23 protein-coding genes are annotated in these 22668 nt (G+C 61.0%); 13 read left to right on the top strand and 10 right to left on the bottom strand.

From position 1 onward, the window contains the following. Window positions 1-63 precede the first annotated feature (63 nt). Window positions 64-498: a FosX/FosE/FosI family fosfomycin resistance hydrolase gene (gene fosX, locus AC4CWF_RS05000; protein WP_491284033.1), complete on the top strand. Its 435-nt coding sequence runs from the start codon at window positions 64-66 to the stop codon at window positions 496-498. Window positions 499-592: 94 nt separating this feature from the next. On the opposite strand, the gene rpoH is transcribed toward fosX, so the two are convergent. The 3 genes from rpoH to AC4CWF_RS05015 form a co-directional block, all read right to left on the bottom strand. Continuing rightward, window positions 593-1495: an RNA polymerase sigma factor RpoH gene (gene rpoH, locus AC4CWF_RS05005; RefSeq protein WP_491284034.1), complete on the bottom strand. Its 903-nt coding sequence runs from the start codon at window positions 1493-1495 to the stop codon at window positions 593-595. A gap of 197 nt (window positions 1496-1692) precedes the next feature. Then, window positions 1693-2478 (bottom strand): class I SAM-dependent methyltransferase, encoded by a 786-nt coding sequence (locus AC4CWF_RS05010; RefSeq protein WP_491285221.1) that lies wholly within the window; start codon window positions 2476-2478, stop codon window positions 1693-1695. Window positions 2479-2763: 285 nt separating this feature from the next. Then, window positions 2764-3789 carry an RluA family pseudouridine synthase gene (locus AC4CWF_RS05015; RefSeq protein ID WP_491284035.1) on the bottom strand — a complete coding sequence of 342 codons (1026 nt, stop codon included), beginning with the start codon at window positions 3787-3789 and terminating at the stop codon, window positions 2764-2766. 42 nt (window positions 3790-3831) lie between these two features. On the opposite strand from AC4CWF_RS05015, the gene AC4CWF_RS05020 reads away from it, so the two are divergent. Next, window positions 3832-4218, top strand: a complete 387-nt coding sequence (locus AC4CWF_RS05020) for a hypothetical protein (protein ID WP_491284036.1) — start codon at window positions 3832-3834, stop codon at window positions 4216-4218. A 2-nt stretch (window positions 4219-4220) separates the two neighbouring features. After that, a complete protein-coding gene (locus AC4CWF_RS05025; protein WP_491284037.1) occupies window positions 4221-5066 on the top strand; it encodes a TrmH family RNA methyltransferase in 846 nt (281 codons plus the stop codon). Window positions 5067-5093: 27 nt separating this feature from the next. On the opposite strand, the gene AC4CWF_RS05030 is transcribed toward AC4CWF_RS05025, so the two are convergent. Both AC4CWF_RS05030 and AC4CWF_RS05035 read right to left on the bottom strand, forming a co-directional pair. After that, a complete protein-coding gene (locus tag AC4CWF_RS05030) occupies window positions 5094-6317 on the bottom strand; it encodes a hypothetical protein (protein WP_491284038.1) in 1224 nt (407 codons plus the stop codon). 142 nt (window positions 6318-6459) lie between these two features. Next, a complete protein-coding gene (locus AC4CWF_RS05035; RefSeq protein ID WP_491284039.1) occupies window positions 6460-7041 on the bottom strand; it encodes a DUF1134 domain-containing protein in 582 nt (193 codons plus the stop codon). 200 nt (window positions 7042-7241) lie between these two features. Between AC4CWF_RS05035 and chpT the strand changes: the two genes are divergently transcribed. Together chpT and AC4CWF_RS05045 are read left to right on the top strand one after the other, a co-directional pair. Beyond that, window positions 7242-7889 carry a histidine phosphotransferase ChpT gene (gene chpT / locus AC4CWF_RS05040; RefSeq protein WP_491284040.1) on the top strand — a complete coding sequence of 216 codons (648 nt, stop codon included), beginning with the start codon at window positions 7242-7244 and terminating at the stop codon, window positions 7887-7889. A gap of 115 nt (window positions 7890-8004) precedes the next feature. After that, the gene (locus tag AC4CWF_RS05045; protein WP_491284041.1) at window positions 8005-8367 is read left to right on the top strand and encodes a response regulator; all 363 of its coding nucleotides are present in this window, start codon (window positions 8005-8007) and stop codon (window positions 8365-8367) included. Between the two features lie 169 nt (window positions 8368-8536). Here the strand turns inward: AC4CWF_RS05045 and ctrA are convergent, their stop codons facing one another. After that, a complete protein-coding gene (gene ctrA, locus AC4CWF_RS05050) occupies window positions 8537-9238 on the bottom strand; it encodes a response regulator transcription factor CtrA (RefSeq protein WP_210104264.1) in 702 nt (233 codons plus the stop codon). Between the two features lie 439 nt (window positions 9239-9677). Between ctrA and AC4CWF_RS05055 the strand changes: the two genes are divergently transcribed. Next, window positions 9678-10028 (top strand): flagellar export protein FliJ, encoded by a 351-nt coding sequence (locus AC4CWF_RS05055; RefSeq protein ID WP_491284042.1) that lies wholly within the window; start codon window positions 9678-9680, stop codon window positions 10026-10028. 88 nt (window positions 10029-10116) lie between these two features. On the opposite strand, the gene AC4CWF_RS05060 is transcribed toward AC4CWF_RS05055, so the two are convergent. Next, window positions 10117-10398 (bottom strand): GNAT family N-acetyltransferase, encoded by a 282-nt coding sequence (locus AC4CWF_RS05060; RefSeq protein ID WP_491284043.1) that lies wholly within the window; start codon window positions 10396-10398, stop codon window positions 10117-10119. Between the two features lie 140 nt (window positions 10399-10538). On the opposite strand from AC4CWF_RS05060, the gene AC4CWF_RS05065 reads away from it, so the two are divergent. Next, complete coding sequence (locus AC4CWF_RS05065) at window positions 10539-11021, top strand: paraquat-inducible protein A (protein WP_491284044.1); 483 nt, start codon at window positions 10539-10541, stop codon at window positions 11019-11021. Between the two features lie 66 nt (window positions 11022-11087). On the opposite strand, the gene sciP is transcribed toward AC4CWF_RS05065, so the two are convergent. Beyond that, window positions 11088-11363 carry a CtrA inhibitor SciP gene (gene sciP, locus AC4CWF_RS05070; RefSeq protein ID WP_018327815.1) on the bottom strand — a complete coding sequence of 92 codons (276 nt, stop codon included), beginning with the start codon at window positions 11361-11363 and terminating at the stop codon, window positions 11088-11090. A gap of 312 nt (window positions 11364-11675) precedes the next feature. Next, the gene (locus AC4CWF_RS05075; RefSeq protein WP_491284045.1) at window positions 11676-12707 is read right to left on the bottom strand and encodes a DUF2793 domain-containing protein; all 1032 of its coding nucleotides are present in this window, start codon (window positions 12705-12707) and stop codon (window positions 11676-11678) included. A gap of 271 nt (window positions 12708-12978) precedes the next feature. On the opposite strand from AC4CWF_RS05075, the gene AC4CWF_RS05080 reads away from it, so the two are divergent. The 4 genes from AC4CWF_RS05080 to AC4CWF_RS05095 are packed head-to-tail and all read left to right on the top strand — an operon-like array spanning window position 12979 to window position 18113. Beyond that, window positions 12979-14232, top strand: a complete 1254-nt coding sequence (locus AC4CWF_RS05080; protein ID WP_491284046.1) for a sarcosine oxidase subunit beta family protein — start codon at window positions 12979-12981, stop codon at window positions 14230-14232. A gap of 37 nt (window positions 14233-14269) precedes the next feature. After that, on the top strand, window positions 14270-14587 hold the full coding sequence (locus AC4CWF_RS05085) for a sarcosine oxidase subunit delta (protein WP_491284047.1): 318 nt from the start codon (window positions 14270-14272) through the stop codon (window positions 14585-14587). After that, the gene (locus AC4CWF_RS05090; protein ID WP_491284048.1) at window positions 14584-17553 is read left to right on the top strand and encodes a sarcosine oxidase subunit alpha family protein; all 2970 of its coding nucleotides are present in this window, start codon (window positions 14584-14586) and stop codon (window positions 17551-17553) included. The genes AC4CWF_RS05085 and AC4CWF_RS05090 overlap by 4 nt, the downstream gene beginning before the upstream one ends. A 14-nt stretch (window positions 17554-17567) precedes the next feature. Beyond that, the gene (locus AC4CWF_RS05095; protein WP_491284049.1) at window positions 17568-18113 is read left to right on the top strand and encodes a sarcosine oxidase subunit gamma; all 546 of its coding nucleotides are present in this window, start codon (window positions 17568-17570) and stop codon (window positions 18111-18113) included. A 7-nt stretch (window positions 18114-18120) separates the two neighbouring features. Here the strand turns inward: AC4CWF_RS05095 and AC4CWF_RS05100 are convergent, their stop codons facing one another. Further along, the gene (locus AC4CWF_RS05100) at window positions 18121-19323 is read right to left on the bottom strand and encodes a multidrug effflux MFS transporter (protein WP_491284050.1); all 1203 of its coding nucleotides are present in this window, start codon (window positions 19321-19323) and stop codon (window positions 18121-18123) included. 91 nt (window positions 19324-19414) lie between these two features. Between AC4CWF_RS05100 and AC4CWF_RS05105 the strand changes: the two genes are divergently transcribed. Further along, complete coding sequence (locus AC4CWF_RS05105; RefSeq protein WP_491284051.1) at window positions 19415-20050, top strand: TetR/AcrR family transcriptional regulator; 636 nt, start codon at window positions 19415-19417, stop codon at window positions 20048-20050. A 172-nt stretch (window positions 20051-20222) separates the two neighbouring features. Further along, on the top strand, window positions 20223-22649 hold the full coding sequence (locus tag AC4CWF_RS05110) for a GcvT family protein (RefSeq protein ID WP_491284052.1): 2427 nt from the start codon (window positions 20223-20225) through the stop codon (window positions 22647-22649). Window positions 22650-22668: the final 19 nt, after the last annotated feature.

A 22668-nucleotide genomic window follows, 5' to 3' on the forward strand; every position in this document is an offset into this window, starting at 1 on the left:
CGGCGAAGGTGGAAGGAACCGTCGCTGTTGCAAGGGGCGGTTCTGGCAGGCGGGAGAGCAGCAATGGCGGACGGTTTGAGCCACATCACCTTGGTTACTAAAAACGTCGACCGCATGGAGGAAATCCTCACGGCGGTGCTGAAGGCGCGCAAGGTCTATGACGGTAGCGCACAGCAGTTCTCCCTGTCGAAGGAGCGGTTTTTCCTCGTCGGCGAAGGGAGTGCGCAGGTGTGGATTGCCATTATGGAAGGCGCCACCGTGACGGCCCGAAGCTATAACCACGTCGCCTTCAAGATCCGCGACGATGAAGTGGCGGAGCGACTGTCCGCCATCGAGGCGCTGGGCCTTGACCTGCGCGATGGGCGGGCCCGCGTCGAAGGTGAGGGGCACTCGATCTATTTCTACGACGACGACAACCACATGTTCGAACTGCATACCGGCACGCTCGAGGAGCGCCTGCGCCGCTACGCCGAAGGCAAGGATGTGACGGTGGCCTGACGGACCGACCGGCAGAAACGGAAAAGCCCGGCACGGGCCGGGCTTCGATGGTTATCGATTGGAAGCAAGGCATGACGCTCGCTGGACACCTGGATCAGGCGTCAACCACTCTGAGTGCCTTGGCCTGAGCCAGCGCTTCCCGCTGCACCGCTTCCTGCACCTTTTCAAACGCACGCACCTCGATCTGGCGCACGCGCTCGCGGCTGATGTCGAACTCGGTGGACAATTCCTCCAGCGTCACCGGATCTTCCGACAGGCGACGGGCCTCGAAGATGCGGCGTTCGCGTTCGTTGAGCACGCTCAGCGCCTTGTCCAGCATGCGCCGGCGCGTTTCCAGCTCGTCCTGCTCGATAAGCACGGCTTCCTGACTTTCGTGCTCGTCCACCAGCCAATCCTGCCACTGGCCAGCTTCACCTTCGGCAGCGCGGATCGGCGCGTTCAGCGAAGCATCGCCGGACAGGCGACGGTTCATCGAAACGACTTCTTCCTCGGAGACCCGCAGCTTGGTGGCGATTTCCGTCACCTGGTCGGGCTTCAGGTCACCTTCGTCGATGGCCTGGATGCGGCCTTTGAGGCGGCGCAGGTTGAAGAACAGACGCTTCTGGTTGGCCGTCGTGCCCATCTTCACCAGCGACCACGAACGCAGGATATATTCCTGGATCGAGGCCTTGATCCACCACATGGCATAGGTCGCAAGGCGGAAACCGCGCTCCGGATCGAACTTCTTCACCGCCTGCATCAGGCCGACATTGCCCTCCGATACGACTTCGCCGATCGGCAGGCCATAACCGCGATAGCCCATCGCGATCTTGGCAACAAGGCGCAAATGGCTGGTGACGAGTTGATGCGCGGCGTCGCGATCCCCATGTTCGGAATAACGCTTGGCAAGCATGTATTCCTTCTGGGGCTCCAGCATCGGAAACTTGCGGATTTCATCGAGATAACGATTAAGGCCAGCTTCGCCGGCAGTAATCGAAGGCAGAGAATTGCGGGCCATAAAGCACCCCCTTCTGATCGTGTTCCGGCTCCCTCGACTGTTATAAATCGCTCGGCGAGCCGTATGATGCAGGTCCTTCCCTCGACCCCGCACCCATCCAGCTAACAGATAAGTGCAGCCGTTGGGTGATTCAAGCGCTGGCGCCGGTCACGTCCCTGTTATGATGTTACGGTTTCGTAAGGTCTTGGGATCACCGCTTACCGGTAGGCGCGCTCGGAAAATGCCCGCATTCCGGATCGGCACATCAATTCATAGAGCATACGCCGGCCGATCGGGTTGTGCAGGCGAATGACGCGCGATCCGAGGAAATCGGTATCGGTCTGCTCGAATGCGGCAAGGCCAGCGGCTGACGCGATGATGTCGTTGTAGAAGGCGCGATGGGCTGTGCGGCAGACATAGGTCTTGTATTTCGTCATGCAGAAGCAGGAAAAGCGATCCTGATGTGTGCGCAGGAAATCCGCAACGCCCACCGTGACCTCCGGCCAAGCCGGGTTGAACGTATCGTCGAAAACGATGACGCCGTGATCGGCAAGGGTTGCCATGGCAAGCGCACTGTCGGCTGCCACGTGGTGCAGGCGGTGGCCGCCGTCGATGCTGAAAAAGCGCACTTCGCCAACACGGTCGGTGATGTCGCTGGCGCGCAGCTGCGTGCTGTCGCCCTTGATGACGAGGTTTTCATCGACCGAGAGCCCCAGCCGCCGGCCGTGTTCCAGAAAACGCTGATACTGCTGCGGCTGTCCGTCGGCACCCGCTTCCTGATCGAAGAGGTCTATGGCAAGGATCGGACAATCGTTGCCGGCAATCTTGCGCATGAGGTAATAGGAGCGGCCGTAATAGACACCGATTTCAGCCAGCGCGCCGGCCATGTTCTGGCGCGTCTGGGCGTGCAGGAGAGTGGAAAACACCAGCGCATCCGGTGGGTCGATATATCCTTCGATGCTTTGCAGCGCGTCGAAAATGAATTTTCGATCCTGACCGTCCATCATGCGTACCCTCGGTTGCATTTTCATGTCGCAAGACAGGCGGTGTATCCGGTCGCGTTCTGCAATTTATGGAGTGCAGAACGCACCGGATCTTGCCTGTTGTTGCGCCTGATGAAGAGGGTAGAACAATAAAGCGGAATTGCGGCGTCTCTGAACGCCGAAATGTAGACAGACTGTTTAGCGGAAAATGCCCGCAATAGTTGTTTTTTGGGCGGCTTTTCAAGGGTTTTGCCGTGCATGGCCACGCCCACGTTGAGTGAGCGATCCGTCACAAAGGCGCGTCGCTTAGGCGCGAAGCGCCATGAGCAGTTCTTCCATATCCTCGGGCACTGGTGCCCTGAACTCCATCACCTCGCCGGTGCGTGGATGTTCGAAGGCGAGAAGGAAGGCGTGCAGCGCCTGTCGGTGGAAGCGGTTGACCACATCTTTTGCGTCTTCAGGCAGAAGGTTGGCCTTGGTCTTGAAGGCCGCGCCATATTCGGGATCGCCGATCAGCGGGTGGCCGATATGGGCCATGTGGACGCGGATCTGGTGGGTGCGCCCGGTCTCCAGCCGGCATTCCACCAGCGAGGCAAGGCAGGTCGAATCGGGCTTTTCGTGAAAGCGCTCGGTCACTTCGTAATGCGTCACCGCCTCGCGCGCATCGTCGGTATCCTCGCGTTTGACCGAGCGCTTGGTGCGGTCGGCACCAGAGCGGCCAAGCGGCGCATCAATCGTGCCGCGCAGCTGGCGGGGGCGGCCCCAGACGAGCGCGACATAGGCCCGCTCCAGATCGCCGGTGCGGCCGTGGTCGGCAAATTGCGCCGCCAGATGCCGATGGGTGATGTCGTTCTTGGCCACCACCATCACACCGCTGGTTTCCTTGTCGAGCCGGTGGACGATGCCCGGACGTTTGACGCCGCCGATGCCCGACAGGCTGTCGGCGCAGTGGTGGATGAGGGCGTTGACCAGCGTTCCCGTCCAGTTGCCGGCGCCGGGATGCACGACAAGGCCCGCGGGTTTTACCAGCACGATCAGGTCTTCGTCCTCGTAGAGAACCTCGATCGGAATGTCTTCACCCTTCGGTTCCGGGTCTTCCGGTTCCGGCATGTCGATGGTGATCGTGTCGCCAACGGCGATCTTTTTCTTCGGCTCGGTGCAGGTCTGGCCGTTCACCGTGATCGCCCCTTGTTCGATCAGCGCCTTCAGGCGACTGCGGGAAAACTCGCCCTCCAGCATCGATGTCAGCCATGCATCCAGCCGTCCTGTCGCGTCCTCGCCGGCAGTCAGCACTTTCCTTGGCGTCGCGCCTTGGTTAAAGGGGTCGTTCATATGTTCATCCCGATGACAGTTAGAGCGAAGGACTTCTGCCCGATGGCCAATCTCGAACCCGAGCAACAGGAAGAGCCGCCGCTCGATCCGGTGATGGATAACGTCCGCCGCAAGATGGTGCGCCTGCAGATCGTGTCCGGTGGCATCATGTTCGTCAGCCTTATGGCGGTGTTGATGGCGGTTGTCTACAAGGTGCGACATTCCTCGGAAACGCAGGCGCCGCTTGCCACCGCCGCCGGTTTTGCCGTGCCCGCAGACCAGCCGCTTTCGGTCACCGCGCATCTGCCGCCAGGGTTTCAGGTGCAGTCGGTCTCCAATTCCGGCAGCCAGATCCTGTTTTATGGCGTGGTGGATGGTGTTCGCAAGGCGCTGATCTTCGATCTCTCGGTCGGCCGCATCGTCGCCGACGTGACGGTTGGCGAACGCTGACCGTGACAGAGACCCGCCCGCTCATCCGCATCACCGATGCCGCCGATCCGCGGATTGCGGAATTTCGCGATATCCGGGAACGCGATCTCGTCGGGCGGGGCGGCGGCTTTATTGCCGAAGGCACGGTGGTGCTGCGCATGCTGGCAAGGGCGCATAGGCTGGCTCACGACCGGCAGAGCGGGATCCGTGCAGAAAAGATCCTGCTTCTGGAAAACCGCGTGGCCGGCCTTGCCGATCTCCTGGCGGAATTTGCAGCCGAGGTGCCGATTCATGTGGCCGATGCCGGTGTACTGGATGCGATTGCCGGCTTTCACCTGCACCGGGGCGTTCTGGCGCTTGGCCGGCGCAGCGATCCGCCATCGGCCAGCCAATTGCTGGACAGGGCAGAAGAGCCGGCGCTGGTGATCGTCGCCTGCGGCATTTCCAACCACGATAATATCGGCTCGATCTTTCGAAATGCCGCAGCCTTCGGGGCTCAGGCGGTGCTGCTCGATGAAACCTGCTGCGATCCGCTTTACCGCAAGGCGCTGCGCGTCTCCGTCGGTTCGGTTCTGTCGGTGCCCTATGCGCGCGGCGGCAGCGCGTTGTCGCTTCTCGAAGCCGTGGATGCAAAAGGCTTTGCCGTCTGGGGCCTGTCCCCGCAGGGGGAGAGCGATATCCGCAATATCCCGGCCGACCGGCGCATTGCGCTGGTGACGGGCACCGAAGGCGAGGGGCTGCCGGCCGAGATTCTCTCCCGCTTCCGCAATGCCCGCATTCCCCAGATGCCCGGCCTCGATAGCCTGAATGCCGCAACGGCAACCGGCATTGCGCTCTACGAGATTTCAAGGCTTCAGGGCATCATCTGAAGCGGCGACACTGGTGCGTTCGGCAAATCATGCGTCGGATGCCTGCATCCTCTCGATCGACTGGCGGGCGCGGGTGGCAAGGCTTGGGTGATCCGCCTCCGGCTCGTCATCGCCGGCCGCTGCATCCTTATCCAGAATGGCGATGATCGGCGAGGTCGGGCCTTCGGCAACCGCCGTCAGCGCCACCATGTCGGCGGCAATCGTTGCCAGTTCACGCCGCAGCGCTTCATCCGCCTCGGGCGGGGCAGGGCGGGAAAGCTCGGCGCCCAGGGCTGCACTGCGGGCGCGGATATCGTCTTCAAACGGGCTGAGGTCGGGCATGGATGGGTCGCTCCGATCGGCGGGGAATGCAGGCGTGCTGTCTTCAGGGCTCTGTTTGCCGGTGCGGCGTTTTCGCGCCGTCAGCGCGTGTTTCTCGACGGCGGCGATCTTCTTGCGCGGCAGGGGATAACTGCCGGTCACCGGCTCGCGCCATTCGCCGTCGTCCGCGCCACTGCGGCCACGCAGCTGCTCGATTTCCTGCAGCCGGCGATCGAGCGCCTCCTGCGTGTCGGCCTTCTGGGCGATCTCGCGCATCAGCTTTTCCTCAAGCCGCACGGCGCGGGCTTCCTCCTGCGCTAGGCGTTGCTCGGCATCCTTGGCGCGGGTGGTCATCAGCTTCAGGTCGTTGCGCAGCACTTCGCGCTCTTCACGCAGCGCCGCCGCGCGCTGCTTCAGGCTGTCGGCGGTACTGTCGCGGGTGGAGAGATCGATGTTCAGGTGGTCGAGATCGCCGGTCAGTTTCTGGATGCGCTTGCGCAGCGTGTCGATTTCAGCGTTTTTGGTCGCCACCGTCATTTCCACGGTCGCCAGCGACTGCTTCAACTGCTGGATCAGGCCTTCCTCGCGCCGCAGCCTGGAGCGCAGGTCGGCGGCTTCCACGCTCATGTCGCTCACCTGGATCTGCATGTCGTGATGGTTGGCATGCAGCTGTGCTGCTTCGCCGCTCAGCCGGTCGAAGCGCAGCTGCAGCGAAACATTGCGATCGCGCTCCTCGGTCAACTCCTGCCGTGTGCGGGCGTTTTCGGCAGCATAAACGGCGCGCGCCATGTCGCGCTGGGCGCGCACTTCCGCCGGGCTGATCGGCATCGTCGCCTTCAGGCGGTTTTCCGTGTAGCGCACGACGCGGCGATGGACGGCTGGCGCCAGCACCAGGACCAGGAGCGTGGCGCTGAGAAAGCCCAGTCCATAGAGAAGCGCGAACTGGATCACGTGCGGTCCACCCTGCGGTCGGTTATTTCAGAATAATCTAAATTCAGCTACAGCTAGAATATCGATAGGAGATAGGCAACAGGAACGTCAGGCCGGGCACGATTTGACGTCATGCCGATGGGGCCTGGCAGGCGAAACCGGATCAGAAGGGGTTCCAGGTCGGCGCCTGGGTAAATTTCAGATAACCGACATTCACGCCGAGGCGGGCGCCGACGCCGGTGCGGATCGGCACGATCAGCACGTCGTTGTTGCGCAGCGCCGTCATGCCGACGCCGGCCACGACGAAGGCCGAGCCGCTGACACCGCCATAGCGCGCATAGAGATTCTGGACGGCCGGCAGGTTATACACCAGCATCATGGCGCGCGCACCCTGGCCGCCGTAGTCGATGCCGAGCGAAGGACCCTGCCAGAAGACCGGATGATTGCCGGCATTTTTGGTGTAAAGTTCGCCTTCGCCATAGGTGAGGCCGGCAATGAAGGCACCGGAGCCTTCCTGGCCGAGAACATAGCCGTTCGGCAGGCCGTATTGCTGGAAGGCCTTTTCGACAACCTTGGCCAGCCCGCCGGTGGTGTTGCCGAAGAAGCCATGACCGGCATCGACGATCTCCTGCAGCGTATATTGTTCACCGGATCGCTGCTGTGCCTGTGCTGGCGCAGCGGCCGTGACAGCCAGAATTGGCAGGATGAGCAGTCGAGCGAGGGCAAAGATTGTGTCGAAGCGCATGGGGCCTGTCCGTTTTTTTAATCAATTGGTGCCTCAGATTGCGGCTGAGCCATCTTGAGACCATCCCGTTAACAACCGGTTTACCAAAAATGGTGTCTTTATGGCGGCGACAGAAGGTGAATTCAAGAATGAGCCACCTTCACGCAACATTGTCGTGAGACATAGCCGATCAACATCGTGGCTACACCCGGGAAAATCAGATGCCGAAGAATCCGAACCTTATCCTCACCGGTCCCGATCTGGCAGCGCTCCTGTGCAGTCGCGTCTGCCATGATGTGATCTCGCCGGTCGGTGCGATCTGCAATGGCCTTGAACTGCTGGACGAGGGCGGTGCCGACGAGGACGCGCTGGACCTCATCCGCACGTCTGCGCAGAACGCCTCCGTGCGCCTCAAATTTGCCCGTCTCGCCTTCGGTGCCTCCGGCTCCGTCGGGGCTTCCATCGATACGGGCGAGGCCGAAAAGGCCGCCAAGGATTTTGCCGCTGCCGAAAAGAAGACGGAAGTCTCCTGGAGCGGCCCGCGTGCGATCATCCCAAAAAACCGCGTCAAGCTGCTGCTCAATCTGTTCATGGTGGCCTATAGCGCCATTCCGCGTGGCGGCAGCATCGATGTGGTTCTGGAAAAGCCGGAGACCGACGCGAAATTCTCGCTGACGGTCAAGGGCCGCATGCTGCGCCTGCCGCCCAAATTCGTCGAGCTGTGCAATGGCACCGCCGAAGAACTGGCCGACGCCCACACCATCCAGCCTTATTACACCGTGCTTCTTTCGGAAGAATGCGGCATGGAGCTGCGCCATGTGGTGAATGACGACAACATCGTCTTCATCGCCGAAATTCCGACGGCCTGACAGATTGCACGCCGCGCCCCGGCGTCCGGTAACAGTTCCTTAGCGAGCTGCTCCTATCGTTACGGGAAGTCCTCCATGGCGGGGGCTTTCCGTTATCGTTCTGGGAGGGAACGCGATGCAGCGCCTGATGATTGCCGACAGTTCCGATATCGTTCGCACGGTTGCCAAGCGCATTCTGTCCGAGCTGGGTTTCCTCGTGACGGAAGCCTCCGGTGACCGGGAGGCGCTGATGCGCTGCCAGGCCGAACTGCCGGCGATCCTGATTGTCGATGCGGGTCTTGAGGGCGCGCTCGAACTCATCACGCAGGTCAAGTCCCTGCCGGGCGCCAACCGCGTGCGCATCTATTATTGCGTCATCGAGGCAGACCTCAAAAAGATGATGATGGGCAAGCGGGCCGGCGCGGATGATTTCCTGCTGAAGCCGTTTGACCGCAAGATTCTTTCGGCGGTGTTTTCCGGCTTTTCCGCCGCCGCCTGAGGCAATTCTTTGATTCCCCGGCCTTTGACGCCATCCGGCGCTCGCGCTCTTGCGTGCGGCCTTGGCCGCAGGCCGTCATCCTCCTGACAAGACGCCAGTCACAACGAAAAACGTCCGAGATGATAATCTCGGACGTTTGACTGATCGCGGATCCAGTGGGGTAGAAAGATCAGGCCGTTTCGGCGTATTCGCCGCCATCCGGTTCGCGCAGCACGTAGCCGCGGCCCCAGACGGTTTCGATGTAGTTCGCGCCGCCTGCAGCGTTTGCCAGCTTCTTGCGAAGCTTGCAGATGAACACGTCGATGATTTTCAGTTCCGGTTCGTCCATCCCACCATAGAGGTGGTTGAGGAACATTTCCTTGGTCAGAGTGGTGCCCTTGCGCAGCGAGAGCAGTTCCAGCATCTGATATTCCTTGCCGGTCAGGTGAACCCGCTGGCCGCCGACTTCGACGGTTTTCGCGTCGAGGTTCACGATCAGCTCGCCCGTGATGATGATCGACTGGGCATGGCCCTTCGAACGACGGACGATGGCATGGATGCGTGCAACAAGCTCGTCCTTGTGGAACGGCTTGGTCATGTAGTCGTCTGCGCCGAAGCCGAGACCCCGAACCTTATCCTCGATGCCGGCCATGCCGGACAGGATCAGGATCGGTGTTTTGACCTTGGACAGACGCAGTGTGCGCAGAACCTCGTAACCGGACATGTCCGGCAGGTTGAGGTCAAGCAGAATGATATCGTAATCGTACAGCTTGCCGAGGTCGACGCCCTCTTCCCCGAGATCCGTCGTATACACATTGAAGCTTTCCGACTTCAGCATCAGCTCGATGCTCTGGGCAGTCGCGCTGTCATCTTCGATGAGTAGAACCCGCATAATTTTCCCCTTTACCGCCGCGAAGGTGTGAATGGCCCCCTAACGCGAGACGGATCCAGACGTTGCCTGATTTGGAAGCTGACACCAATTGGTTAACAAACTCTGACTCCCTTTGGCAAGGCACAGGAATTCGTTAAACAAACTTGGTATTCGCCTGATTTATCATGTGAATCTGCCAGCGCCATACCTGATTCATTTTGTGAGGAATTCCTCCCAAGTGATTCATACGACTCATCATTGTCGTCGGTCGAAATCGACCATGGCATTTACGGACCCTTAAACGATCGTCCCTATCATTAACGATGCCCGTAAATGAAAGGTTACCGCGGCGCCCAATTTATTAACGGCGCGGCAATTTTTCAGTCCGAACTGTTGCAGGTCGGACTCAGGGGGAAATGGGAACATAGCCGGGGTCTCGCTATCCACGGGAGTATTGCGTATGAAGACGCGTGACAGCCTTGTGCGCCTGAAAGAATTTCAGGTGAATGAAAAGCGCCGCCAGTTGCAGCAGTTACAGCTGATGATGGCGGAATTCGAACGTATGTCGAAAGAGCTGGAACACCAGATCTCGCTTGAAGAAAAGAAATCGGGAATCACAGACCCGAATCATTTCGCTTATCCGACTTTTGCCAAGGCGGCCCGTCAGCGGGCAGACAATCTGCAGGTTTCGATCCGCGAATTGCGCGTCCAGCAGGAAAGTGCCGAACTTGCACTGGAAGAGGCGCAAGCCGAACTTTCCAAGGCAACGGCCCTGGAAGAACGTGACGGCGGCATGCGCGCCCGCGCCTGACGCGGGGTCTCGCACGTCCGTTTTCCAAACCCGTTGCGTGGACGCTTTTTGAGCGTGCGCGCAACGAAGGCGCACCTGCGCCCGCCGCTCAGCGGTTGATCACATCCTGCCAGTCAGGGTGACGCTCCAGCTGTGCCTTGAAGAAAGGGCACAGCGGAATGATCTTCCAGCCCCCCGCCCGTGCAGCCTCCACCGCATGCACCGCCAGCGCCTGCCCGACGCCCTTGCCGCGAAGGGCATCGTCCACCTGCGTGTGATCGATGATGATCAGATGCGGCGAGGCGCGCGAAAACGTCATTTCCGCCTTGGCCCCATCCAGATCGGCGCGGTAGGCGCCGCCGGTGGAATGCGTGTCTTCGGTAATCTTCATAACGCTGCCCCTTGTTTTGTCCGTCATCCTGCTGATGTAGGACAAAAGCGCCATTATGCCAGCCGCATTCCGGCAGTGTGTGCCGGAGGGCAGGTGGCTGAACGTCAACCCGGGCAAGACGACAGAAAAGAGGAGGGGGCATGGTCAAGCTGCGCCTGGGGCTGCTGCTGGTATCGGCCGTTTTTCTTCTGCTTGGGATTTCTCTGCCGATCCTTCAGATCGACCGGCTTTTCCTGTTCAGCCAGACGCCGTCGCTGATCGATCTGGTCTCAGGCCTTGTTGAAGAGGGCGACTGGGGACTGGCGCTGCTGATTGCGCTTTTTTCCATCGCATTTCCCGCAGCCAAGCTTGTGCTCGTGCTTTCAACGGAGGCGGGGTTCCTGCGGCAAGGTCAGGATCGGTTGGGGATTTTCGGCCGCGCGCTGCCGCATCTGTCTAAGTGGTCTATGATGGACGTGATGCTGGTGGCGATCGCGATCTTCGCGGCCAAGAAGAGTGGGCTGGCGACAGCCGTCGCCCAGCCGGGTCTGTGGTTCTATGCGGGTTCAGCCATCATGACCGGGGTCTTGTCACCCTTTGCATCAATGGCCGCTGAGAACCGGTCAGAGACCGACATGCACTAAGCCTCCTCGGGAGACGGGCTCCGGAGGACAGCAAAGACGGTCGGTGGCGGTTTGCGTACGGCCAGATCAGTGGCGGTACTGCTGGATCCGCGTTGTTCTGAGGCCCGCAAGGCCGTGGTCGTTGATCGACGACTGCCAGGACAGGAATTCTTCCACCGTCAGGGTGTAACGCTCGCAAGCTTCCTCGAGGCTCAACAGGCCACCGCGCACCGCTGCAACCACCTCCGCCTTGCGACGGATCACCCAGCGGCGCGTATTGGCCGGCGGAAGGTCCGCAATCGTCAGGGGGCTGCCATCGGGGCCGATGACATATTTAACTCGAGGCCGGATCATTTCGGTCATTGGACTCTCTACACTACACAAGACCACATGGGCGACCGTAGCCCCGCAGTTTTAACATTTGACTAAATGGAAACCTCGTTTTGCAGGAAACCGCATTGCGACCACAATTCTTTCGCGTTTTTTTCGCAATTCATCGCCGCCAGTGTGTGTTTCGTAAGATTAGAATGTTCTTTCGAACGGTTTGACTGCGGCGCAGCAAGGTTTATGCTGCAATTTAACAGTGGTTTTCAAGGAACGATGATCTGTCGCACCGGCCGGATTTGGTGGTGGAAAACCCGGCCGGGTCTGCATTTTGCAGACGATGCGGCACGGTCAGATCATCTGGAGCGACAGTTCCGTGCGCCCGGCACCCTCATCCAGAACCGCAGTGCCTGCGTGCAGGAAGGTGAGGGTATCGCCTTGCGTCAACGAGGCGAGCGTTGACGCGCAGACGGTGAGGGGGGCGGCCGAGGGAAGGCTGAGGCTGATGAGCGTTGTCGAGGCATTGCGCCTCAGGCTTGCGGTGTGGCCGGAAGACGAGGTGACGGACACCATCATCGTCAGTTTGTAGATCCCGCTTGCGGGCACAACCAGCGTGTTGCCGCCGCCGGTCACCGCAGCGCCAAGCGTGACGCCGCCCTGCTCGAGCGCAAGCGTGGTAAAGCCGGTGGAGGCGCCGGAGGCGGGGCTTGATGTGCCGGTGGCGCGATGGGCGCGGGCAAGCGGCCGGTTGGGGAAACTCGGCCGACCGGCGCCATCAAAGCTCATGCCGGTTTTCCAGCTGCCGCCGTCGGCGCTCACCTTCACGGCAAACTGGTCATTGCCGGCAAGGCCCATTTCCGCCCGGCCCGACCAGCCGCTCTGGAAAAGCAGCGAGGCGGTATCGCCGACGGCTGCCTTGTTGATCTTCAACTGGTGCCCGGCACCGGCATTGTTGAAAAGCGAGGCGGCAGACGAAACCGACAGCCGGTTGCTGTCATCCGGCGTCGCGCTGATGCCAAGCCGTGCGGGCGTGAGGATGTCGGGCAGGCCGGGGCTGACCCAGGCGCTCCCCGAAAAGGCCCGGATTGCTGAAAGCGACTTGAACCAGGCGAGAAAACCGGTGCCGGGCGTCAGAAAGCTCCAGGCGCCATCCTGATAGGTGGCGATGGTGCCTTGGCGGCCGCTCCAGGCGCCGGTTGCGCCTGTTGTCACGGCGTAATGCAGTCCCTCGACCGGTGTCGCCGGAGGGCTCGTTCCATCATATTCGATTGCAAGCTGCACCAGTGTGTCGAGCCGAAGCAGCGCCTCGTTGTGCGTGACGTGTTTTTGCGCCTGCGAGGGCAGGATATAAGGCAGTCTGAGGTTCGGTGTCGTGTCGGCCATGGCGTAATCTCCCCGTGTGTCACGGCCATTCTAAGGGCTCAGGCACCTGTGGGGACGCAGACGCAATCAAGCGATTGAAACTGTTGGCGCAGCCTTCGAGTTCATGCCCGCCGACGGATGATAAGGGGGCTTCAGGGTAAGCGGAATCGCGCGTGTGCGCATGGCCGGCCTGGAACATCGGTCGTGGACGGCGCGCAAGGGCCTTGCGAATGCCCTTGTCCTTTGTATTGCATATGCGAAGGTGGCGACGATATTCGAGACAGGACCCCGCATGCGTTACTCCGCCCTAGACATCGTCCGGCACGCCTTTTCCGGCAACCGCCACTGGAAACCGGCCTGGCGCGAGCCGCAGCCGAAGGCGCATTATGATGTGATCATCGTCGGTGGCGGCGGGCATGGCCTGTCCACCGCCTATTATCTCGCCAAGGAATTCGGCATCACCAATATCGCGGTCTTGGAAAAGGGATATATCGGCTCCGGCAATGTCGGGCGAAACACCACCATCATCCGCTCGAACTACCTGCTCGAAGGCAATGAGCCCTTCTACGAGTTTTCCATGAAGCTGTGGGAAGGGCTGGAGCAGGATTTCAAATATAATGCCATGGTCTCCCAGCGCGGCGTGATCAACCTCTTCCACTCCGATGGCCAGCGCGATGCCTATGCCCGGCGCGGCAATGCCATGATGATGCATGGCGTGGAGGCCGAGCTTCTGGATCGTGACGCGGTGAAGAAGTCGATGCCCTATCTCAATTTCGACCACGCGCGTTTTCCCATCATGGGTGGCCTGTTGCAGAAGCGCGGCGGAACCGCCCGCCACGATGCGGTCGCCTGGGGTTATGCGCGCGGCGCAGATCAGCGCGGCGTCGACCTTATCCAGCACTGCGAGGTAAGCGGCATCCGCCGCGATGAAACGGGCAGGGTGTTGGGCGTCGAGACGTCAAAGGGCTTCATCGGCTGCAACAAGCTGGCGCTCGCCACCGCCGGCCACACGTCGGTGACCGGCCAGATGGCCGGCCTTCGGCTGCCCATCGAAACGCATGTTCTTCAGGCTTTTGTCTCGGAGGGCCTGAAGCCGGTCATCCACAATGTCATCACCTATGGCGCCGGCCACTTCTATATTTCCCAGTCCGATAAGGGCGGCTTGGTCTTCGGCGCCGATATCGATTATTATTCCTCCTATGCGCAGCGCGGCAATCTGGCGATGGTGGAAAGCACGATCGAGGAGGGCGTGTCGCTGATCCCCGGCCTGTCACGTGTCAAAGTGCTGCGCGCTTGGGGTGGCGTCATGGACATGTCGATGGATGGATCGCCGATCATCGACAAGACGCCGATCGATAATCTCTACCTCAACTGCGGCTGGTGTTACGGTGGCTTCAAGGCAACGCCTGCCTCCGGCTTCTGTTTTGCCCATCTGATTGCAAGGGACGAGCCGCATTATACGGCGCGGTTCCTGCGGCTCGATCGCTTCGAGCGCGGCCTTGCCATCGATGAAGGCTGCAAGGGCCCGCAACCGAATCTGCATTAACCCAACCCGCACGACCCCGCATTGACGAGTTTTTATCATGGCAAGCCTGATCACCTGTCCCCATTGCGGGGTTCGTCCCAAGGAAGAATTCACCGTTCGCGGCGATGCCTTGCCTCAGCGTCCAGCCTCCCATGCGCCGGATGAAGCCTGGCATGCCTATGTCTATCTGCGCGACAATGTGAAGGGCGTCATCTTCGAGCACTGGCACCATGTCGGCGGTTGCCGGCGCTTTCTGGTGGTGGAGCGGGATAATGTCAGCCATGCCGTTCTGTCGGTCACGGATGCCGCCCTGTTCAGGCGTCCCGCGGCCCTGGGAGAGGACGCCCAGGCTTCCGCTGGAAAGGGCCTCGCATGACCCCGCATCGACTGTCTTCCGGCGGGCTCGTCAACCGTGCGGTGCCGCTGCGCTTTACCTTCGATGGCAAGCCGCTGAAGGGTTTTGCCGGCGATACGCTGTCGTCTGCGCTTCTGGCCAATGGCCAGATGCTGATGGGCCGCAGTTTCAAATATCATCGCCCGCGCGGCCCCGTGACGGCCGGTTCCGCCGAGCCGAACGCCTTGGTGACGGTGGGCTCCGGTGCCCGCAGCGAGCCCAATGCGCGTGCCACCGTTGCCGAGCTTTACGAGGGGATGACGGCTGCCAGCCAGAACCGCTGGCCGTCGCTTGCCTATGATATCGGTTCGGTCAACAGCCTGTTGTCGCCCTTCCTGTCGGCCGGTTTCTACTACAAGACCTTCATGTGGCCGGCATCCTTCTGGGAAAAGGTGTATGAGCCGCTGATCCGCCGCGCCGCAGGCCTTGGCCGGGCGGTGATGGAGCCCGATCCCGACCGTTATGAAAAGGCCTGGGCGCATTGCGACCTGCTGGTCATCGGGGCCGGCCCGACCGGGCTGATGGCCGCCCTTGCCGCGGCGCGTGCCGGTCTTCGCGTCATTCTGGCCGACGAGGATTTTCAGCTGGGCGGGCAGCTTCTGTCGGAAACCGCCGTGGTGGGTGGCCTGTCGGCTGCGGATTTTGCCGCAGCCATCATCACCGAACTGGCAAGCCTTGCCAATGTCACGCTGATGCCCCGCACCACCGTGTTCGGCTGGTACGACGACATGGTGTTCGGTGCGGTCGAAAAGGTGCAGAAACATGTGGCGCTGCCCGATCCGGACCTGCCGGTGGAGCGGGTCTGGCGGATCGTTGCAAAGCGGGCGCTTCTGGCGACCGGTGCCGAAGAACGCCCGCTGGTGTTTGGCGGCAATGATCGCCCCGGCATCCTGACGGCGGGTGCCGCGCGCACCTATCTCAACCGTTATGGCGTGGGCGTCGGGCGCAAGGTGGCCGTGTTTACCAATGGCGGCTCCGGTTATCGCACGGCAGCCGATTTGACGGCAGCCGGCGTCGAAGTCACAGCCATCATCGATCCACGCAAGGATGTAGGCCTCGCGCAGGCGGATCTGGCAAGAGAAGGCCTGCGCATCCTTTCGGGCGCTTCTGTCACGGCAACGCGCGGGCGGCTCGGGCTCACCGGCCTAGTGGCGGAGCGTTCCGGCCACGAAGAGGTGATCGATTGCGATGCGCTTCTGATGTCCGGCGGCTGGTCTCCCATTGTCCATCTTCTCTGCCAGCGCGGCGCAAAGCCGGTGTGGAGCGAGGCCCATCAGGCATTTCTGGCGCCCGATGTCGGCTCTGGTTTTGTCGCTGCGGGCGCTGCGGCCGGGCTTGATCGCCTGTCGGCCTGCCTGAGGGATGGGGCAGAAAAAGCCGTGGCGCTTGCCCGCGATCTGGGTTTTGCCGCTTATGACGCTGACATTCCTGAAGTCGAAGGCGAGTACGACCCGGCCTTTGCACCGCTCTGGTATGTGCAGGGCTCGAAGGGCAAGGCCTTCGTGGATTTCCAGAATGACGTGACGGTGGCGGATTTGAGCCTGTCGCAGCGCGAAGCTTTTGGCCATATCGAACACACCAAGCGTTATACCACCGCCGGAATGGCGACCGATCAGGGCAAGCTTGGCAATATCAACACGGTAGGGCTTGTCGCCGGCATGCGCGGTGTCTCACCGGCCGTTGTCGGCACCACCACCTTCCGTCCCTTCTACACGCCCGTCTCCTTCGGGGCTCTGGCGGGCACGGCGCGCGCCGAGCAATCGCGCCCCACCCGCCGCTCGCCGCTGCATGGCTGGGCGGCGAGACACGGTGCGGTTTTTGTCGAGGCCGGCCTCTGGCATCGCTCCGCCTGGTTTGCGCGCCCCGGAGAAAAGACCTGGCGCGAATCCGTCGATCGTGAAGTGCTGACCGTGCGTGAAAATGCCGGGCTCTGTGATGTCTCGACGCTCGGCAAGATCGAGATTTTTGGCACGCAGGCGGCGGAATTTCTGAACCGCGTTTATAGCAATGCCTTTTTGAAGCTTCCCGTCGGCAAGGCGCGTTATGGGCTGATGCTGCGCGAGGACGGCATCGTTTTCGATGACGGCACGGTGAGCCGGCTTTCGGAAAACCATTATGTGATGACCACCACGACCGCCTATGCGGCCGAGGTGATGGCGCATCTGGACTATTGCGCGCAGGTTCTGTTCGCCGATCTCGATGTGCGTTTTGCCTCCACCACAGACCAGTGGGCGCAGATGTCGCTCGCCGGACCAAAAGCCCGCATCATCCTGCAGCGTCTGGTGGAAGATGATTTGTCCGATGCCGCATTCCCGTTCCTTACCGCCCGTGCGGTGACGCTGAAGGGCGGGCTTGCCGCACGCCTTTTCCGCATCTCGTTTTCCGGCGAACTCGCCTATGAGCTTGCCGTGCCCGCAGGTTACGGCGAGGCGGTGGCCGATCACCTCATGGAAGCCGGCCGCGAGGATGGCATCTGCGCTTATGGTGTGGAGGCGCTGAACGTGCTGCGCATCGAGAAAGGCCATGTCACCCACAGCGAACTCGACGGCCGCACCACCGCCGACGATGTCGGCCTTGGCCGCATGATGGCGATGCAGAAGCCGGATTTCATCGGCAAACGCCTCTCCACCCGCTTTGGCCTCACCGCCGCAGACCGGCTGCAGATGGTCGGCCTCAAACCGGTGGAACCGGATGCCGAGATCAAGGCCGGCGCGCATATCCTGAAGGAAAACGCCAAGCCGTCGACCACCAACGATCAGGGTTTTGTGTCCTCCGCCTGTTATTCCCCGACGCTTGGCCGCTATATCGCGCTTGCCTTGCTCAAATCCGGGCGCGAGCGTCTTGGCGAAAAGGTCCTTGTCTGGGACCGGTTGCGCGAAAGCGAGGTGCTGGCAGAGGTGTGTTCGCCGGTCTTTGTCGATCACGATAATCTGAAACTGCAGGCCTGAGGGGATTTTCGAAGATGTCGATCACCTACACCCACCGGCATGTGCTGGAAGACCATATCACCGGCTTTGAGACCAGGCCCAACGCCAACCATCTCTCTGTCTTCCGCCGTCCGGCCATTGCCTGTGTGCTCGCCCGTGCCGGTGACGAGAGCGATGTGGATCTGGCGCTCGCCATGATGGATAGTGTGTCCAAGCGGGTCTGCGGCCCCGGCGAATGGCTGGCCGTCTCGCAGGAGATGGCGCCGGAGAGCCTGATGCGCACACTTCACGCCATCCCCGGCGCCGCCATCCTCGATGACAGCGACGGGCGCGTGCTGCTGCGCCTCGACGGCCCGCACGCTCGAAAGATCCTTGCCAAATGCGTGGCGGTCGATCTCCACCCGGACGCTTTTGCGCTGAATATGTCCGCGCCCATGCTGATCGCCCACGTTTCCGGCAATCTTGCCCGCACCGCAGACGATGCCTTCGAGATTATCGTGCCGCGCTCTTATTCAGGCACCGTATTCGAAGAGATCAAGGAGATGGGCCGCGAGTTTGCACTCACGGCTGGGTTCGCCTGAAGAGGGATCAGGCCGTCGCTTCGTGCGTCATCTCGGAGGAACCGAAGGTCAGAACGGCAACCGCGGCCGTTGCGACAGCGCAGGTCGTCATGACAAAGATCAACGGCAACGCGGTTCCGTCGTCGAGGATGCCGATGGCAAAACTGCCGAGTGCGCCTGCGCCAAAACCGAGCGCCCCGAGCAATGCCGCGGCTGTTCCCGATATCGCGCCCTGCGCCTCCATTGCCAGAATGTTGCAGGTCGGCATGATGCTCCCGATCGCCATGACCATGACAAACAAAAGAATGCAGACAGAGAGCAGACTGTCGGCACCAACAATCAGCATCGTCAAGAGGATGATGCCGGTTCCGGCATAAAGGAGAGAGCCCAGTTTCACCGTCGCCCGGATGCCGATGCGCGAGGCGACCTTGGAGGCGCCCTGTGCGCCAATTCCGATGCCGATTGCGTTGAGGCTGAAGATGAACGCATAGGCCATGGGCGTCAGGCCATAGACATTGATCAGCACAAAGGATGACCCGGCGATATAGGCAAAGAAGCCGCCCTGTGCCAAGGCAAGCGCCCCGGCATAGGGAATGAAGTTGCGCGCAAACAACAGCCTTGCATACCAGCGAAGTGCTGCTCCGGGCCGGCTGATGACGCGCAGTTCCGGCATGCGGGTTTCCGGAAGCATCGTGGCGGTGACAAGCGCCACCAGGGCGCCGAACACCGCCAGCACCGCAAAAATGTTGCGCCAACTGCCCCATTGCAGAAGCACGCCACCCATCAGTGGCGCAAGCACGGGAGCAATGCTGAGGACCAGCATGACCACAGACATCAGCTTGGCGGCTGCCTGACCGGTATGGACATCCCGGATCGATGCGGTTGCAATCACCATGCCGATCGAGCCGCCAATCCCCTGCAGGAAACGCAAGCCCAGCAACTGGTTGGCTGTCATGCTGAACATGCAGCCTATCGAGGCCAGGATGAAGATGGAAAGCGCAAGATAGATCATCGGTTTTCGGCCGGTCCTGTCCGACACCGGGCCGTAAAACAGCTGGCCGATCGTGAAGCCGATGAAATAGGTCATCATGCTGAGCTGGATATGGGCGCCAGTGGTCGCCAGATCTTGCGCCATGCGCGGCATGCCCGCCACATACATGTCGGTCGCGAAGGGACCGAGGGCGCAGACGGCGCCCAGGGACACCGCAAGGGAAGTGTTTTTCTGTTGCATGAGTTCGTCCGTCGAGCCAGGTATAGGATGAAATCCGACATGGAAACGATGGCGTTTCCTTTTGTCAACCGATTTTTCCAGGGATGAGTCGATGGTATCTTCAGCCTCACAGGCAGGACGGCCGCCAAGTCTTGCGGACGATGATCGCAAGTCGTTGATCTTGCAGGGTGCTGAGCGCGTGTTCGAACAGTTCGGTTATGGCGATGCAACAATGGAAGAGGTGGCCCGCGCCTGTGGCATGGCTAAAAAGACGGTCTACAAATTCTATCCGGACAAGGCTGCGCTTTTCAGCGCCCTGGTGCAAAGCCATGATGTGGTGCCCGTGAGCGAGGGGATCTCGCAGCCGGGGCGCGCCACCGATACGCTCGCCCGGATGCTGGGGGACCTTGCGACGATCATTCTGTCGCCCCGGCAGATCACGCTGACGCGGCTGGTTATCGCAGAATCGCTGAAATATCCGGAACTGGCCGGACAATTCTATCGCGATTGCATCGAAAAAACGGTCAATCAGGTCACGCAGGTGCTCGCCAGTGATCCGTCCCTCAAACTGCCGGCGGATGTCGATCCCCGTATTCTCGCGGATATGGTCATCTCGACTGTTCTCGGCGGTGTTCATCTGCGTGCGCTGATGCTGAACCTTGAGAAATCAGCGCTTGAGGCGGAGTTGCGCCTGCGCATCGACATTGCCACGCACCTGATTTCCCGTATCTTTCCCGGAACGAGATGATTATCCTTCTGCCGTGCAGATGTCCGGATCAGACAGGTCCGCACACACCTACGCTGATGCCGATACGATCCTTGTCGAATAGATGCGATGTGTCCTGAACAAGGTTCTTGGGCGTCGCATATCCGCCCGAGCCTGATCCAACTATTTCTGTTCGCAGAGGGAGCCGCCATTCATGAAAAGCCATGCCAGTGTCGTCGTTATCGGGGGTGGGGTCGTCGGCTGTTCGGTGCTTTATCACCTGACGAAATTCGGCTGGACGGATGTGGTGCTGGTGGAACGGGCCGAGCTGACGGCGGGCTCGACCTGGCATGCGGCCGGCGGCATGCACACGATCAACGGCGATCCGAACGTTGCCAAGCTGCAGAAATACACGGTCGAGCTTTACAAGGAGATCGAGGAATATTCCGGTCAGGATATCGGTCTGCACATGACCTCCGGCCTGATGCTGGCGGCAACGCCGGAGCGTTTCGACTGGATGAAATCGCTGCTCGCCAAGGGCAAATATGCCGGCGGCGAGGCGCGGCTGATTTCTGCCGAAGAAGCCTATGAGATGATGCCGCTGCTGGACCCCAAGCAGTTCGTCGGCGCCGTCTTTGATCCACATGAAGGCCATCTCGATCCTTATGGCACCACCCATGCCTATGCGAAATCGGCCAAAAAGAACGGCGCCGAGATCTACCTGCACACCAAGGTCGAAAACCTCATTCCGCTGGAAGACGGCAGCTGGCGGGTGATTACCGACAAGGGTGATATCTATGCCGAGCATGTGGTGAACGCCGCTGGCCTCTGGGCGCGCGAAGTGGGCCGCATGGTGGGCGTCGAATTGCCGGTTCTCGCCATGGAGCACATGTATCTCATCACCGAGGACATGCCCGAAGTGATCGAGTTCAACCGTTCGACCGGCCGCGAACTGATGCACTGCGTGGATTTCGACGGCGAGATCTATATCCGCCAGGAGCGCAACGGCATGCTGATGGGCACCTATGAAAAGGATTGCCGCCCCTGGTCGCCACTGGAAACCCCCTGGGATTTCGGCCCGGAACTTTTGCCCGAAGATCTGGAGCGCATTAGTGGCGAGCTGGAAGTGGGCTTTCGCCATTTCCCCGCCTTCAACAATGCCGGCATCAAGAAGATCGTCAACGGCCCCTTCACCTTCTCGCCGGATGGCAATCCGCTGGTAGGCCCGGTGCGGGGGCTCACCAATTACTGGTCGGCCTGCGCGGTCATGGCCGGCTTCAGCCAGGGCGGCGGTGTTGGGCTGGCGCTTGCCAACTGGATCATCGAGGGCGATCCGGGTTTTGACGTGTTTGCCATGGATGTCTGCCGTTTCGGTGATTACGCAACGCCGGCCTATACCAATGCCAGGGTGCGCGAAAACTATTCGCGCCGCTTTTCCATCCGCTATCCGAACGAGGAACTGCCCGCCGCCCGTCCGCTGCTGACAACGCCGATCTATGACCGGCTGAAGGCGGAAGGGGCGGTTTTCGGCGCTTATGCCGGGCTTGAAACGCCGCTGTGGTTTGCGCCAGAGGGTGTCGAGGACAAGTTCTCGTGGCGCCGCTCCAGCGATTTCGAAACGGTGGGGGCGGAAGCCAAGGCGGTGCGAGACAGCGTCGGCCTGATGGAAACCTCCGGCTTTGCCAAATATTCGGTGAGCGGCGAGGGGGCCGCCCAATGGCTGGATATCATGCTCGCCGGTCGGCTTCCCTCCGTCGGCAGTATGGCGCTCGCCCCGATGCTGAACGAGGCGGGCAAGCTGATCGGCGATTTTACCATCGCCAACATGGATGGCGACGAGTTTCTGCTGATCGGCTCCGGCATTGCCGAGGATTACCACATGCGCTGGTTCGAGGAGCATCTGCCGGAGGACGGTTTGGTGGTGCTCGGCGCGCTTGGCCTTGGTCTCGTTGGCCTGTCGGTTGCCGGCACCAAGGCGCGCGCCGTGCTGCAGAAGCTTACCCATCTCGACCTCTCCAACGAGGCCTTTCCCTTCATGTCGATCCGCGAGATGGAGCTGGGCATGGTGCCGGCGATCGTCGGACGCGTGAGCTATACCGGCGATCTCGGTTACGAGATCTGGCTGCGGCCGGAATACCAGCGCAGCCTGTTTGAGGTCCTCATGCAGGCCGGGGAAGAGTTCGGCATCCGGCTGTTTGGCCTTCGGGCGCTGAATGCGCTCAGGCTGGAAAAGGGTTTTGGCAGCTGGTCGCGTGAATATCGCCCGCTTTATGGCCCGATGGAAGCAGGCCTTGGCCGGTTCATTGCCTTGAAAAAAGACGTGAATTTTATTGGCAAGATGGGGGCGATCGAGGAAAAGCTGGCAGGCGGCACGCTGCGGCTGGTGACGCTTGTTGTGGATGCAAGGGATGCCGACGTGCTCGGTGATGAGCCGATCTCCATCCATGGTTCGGTTGTCGGCTGGGTCACATCCGGCGGTTTTGCCCATGCCTCCGGCGTGTCCGTTGCCATGGGATATGTGCCGAAGGAGTTTGCGACGACGCGTGACGGCTGGCAGATCGAGGTGCTCGGCGAAATGCTGCCGGCCCGCCTGATCACGCAGGCCCTCTTTGATCCGGATGGTCAGCGGATGCGGGGCTGAAGCGCTGCCAAAATGATCA

The sequence above is a fragment of the Neorhizobium sp. PAMB6630 genome (assembly GCF_058242775.1).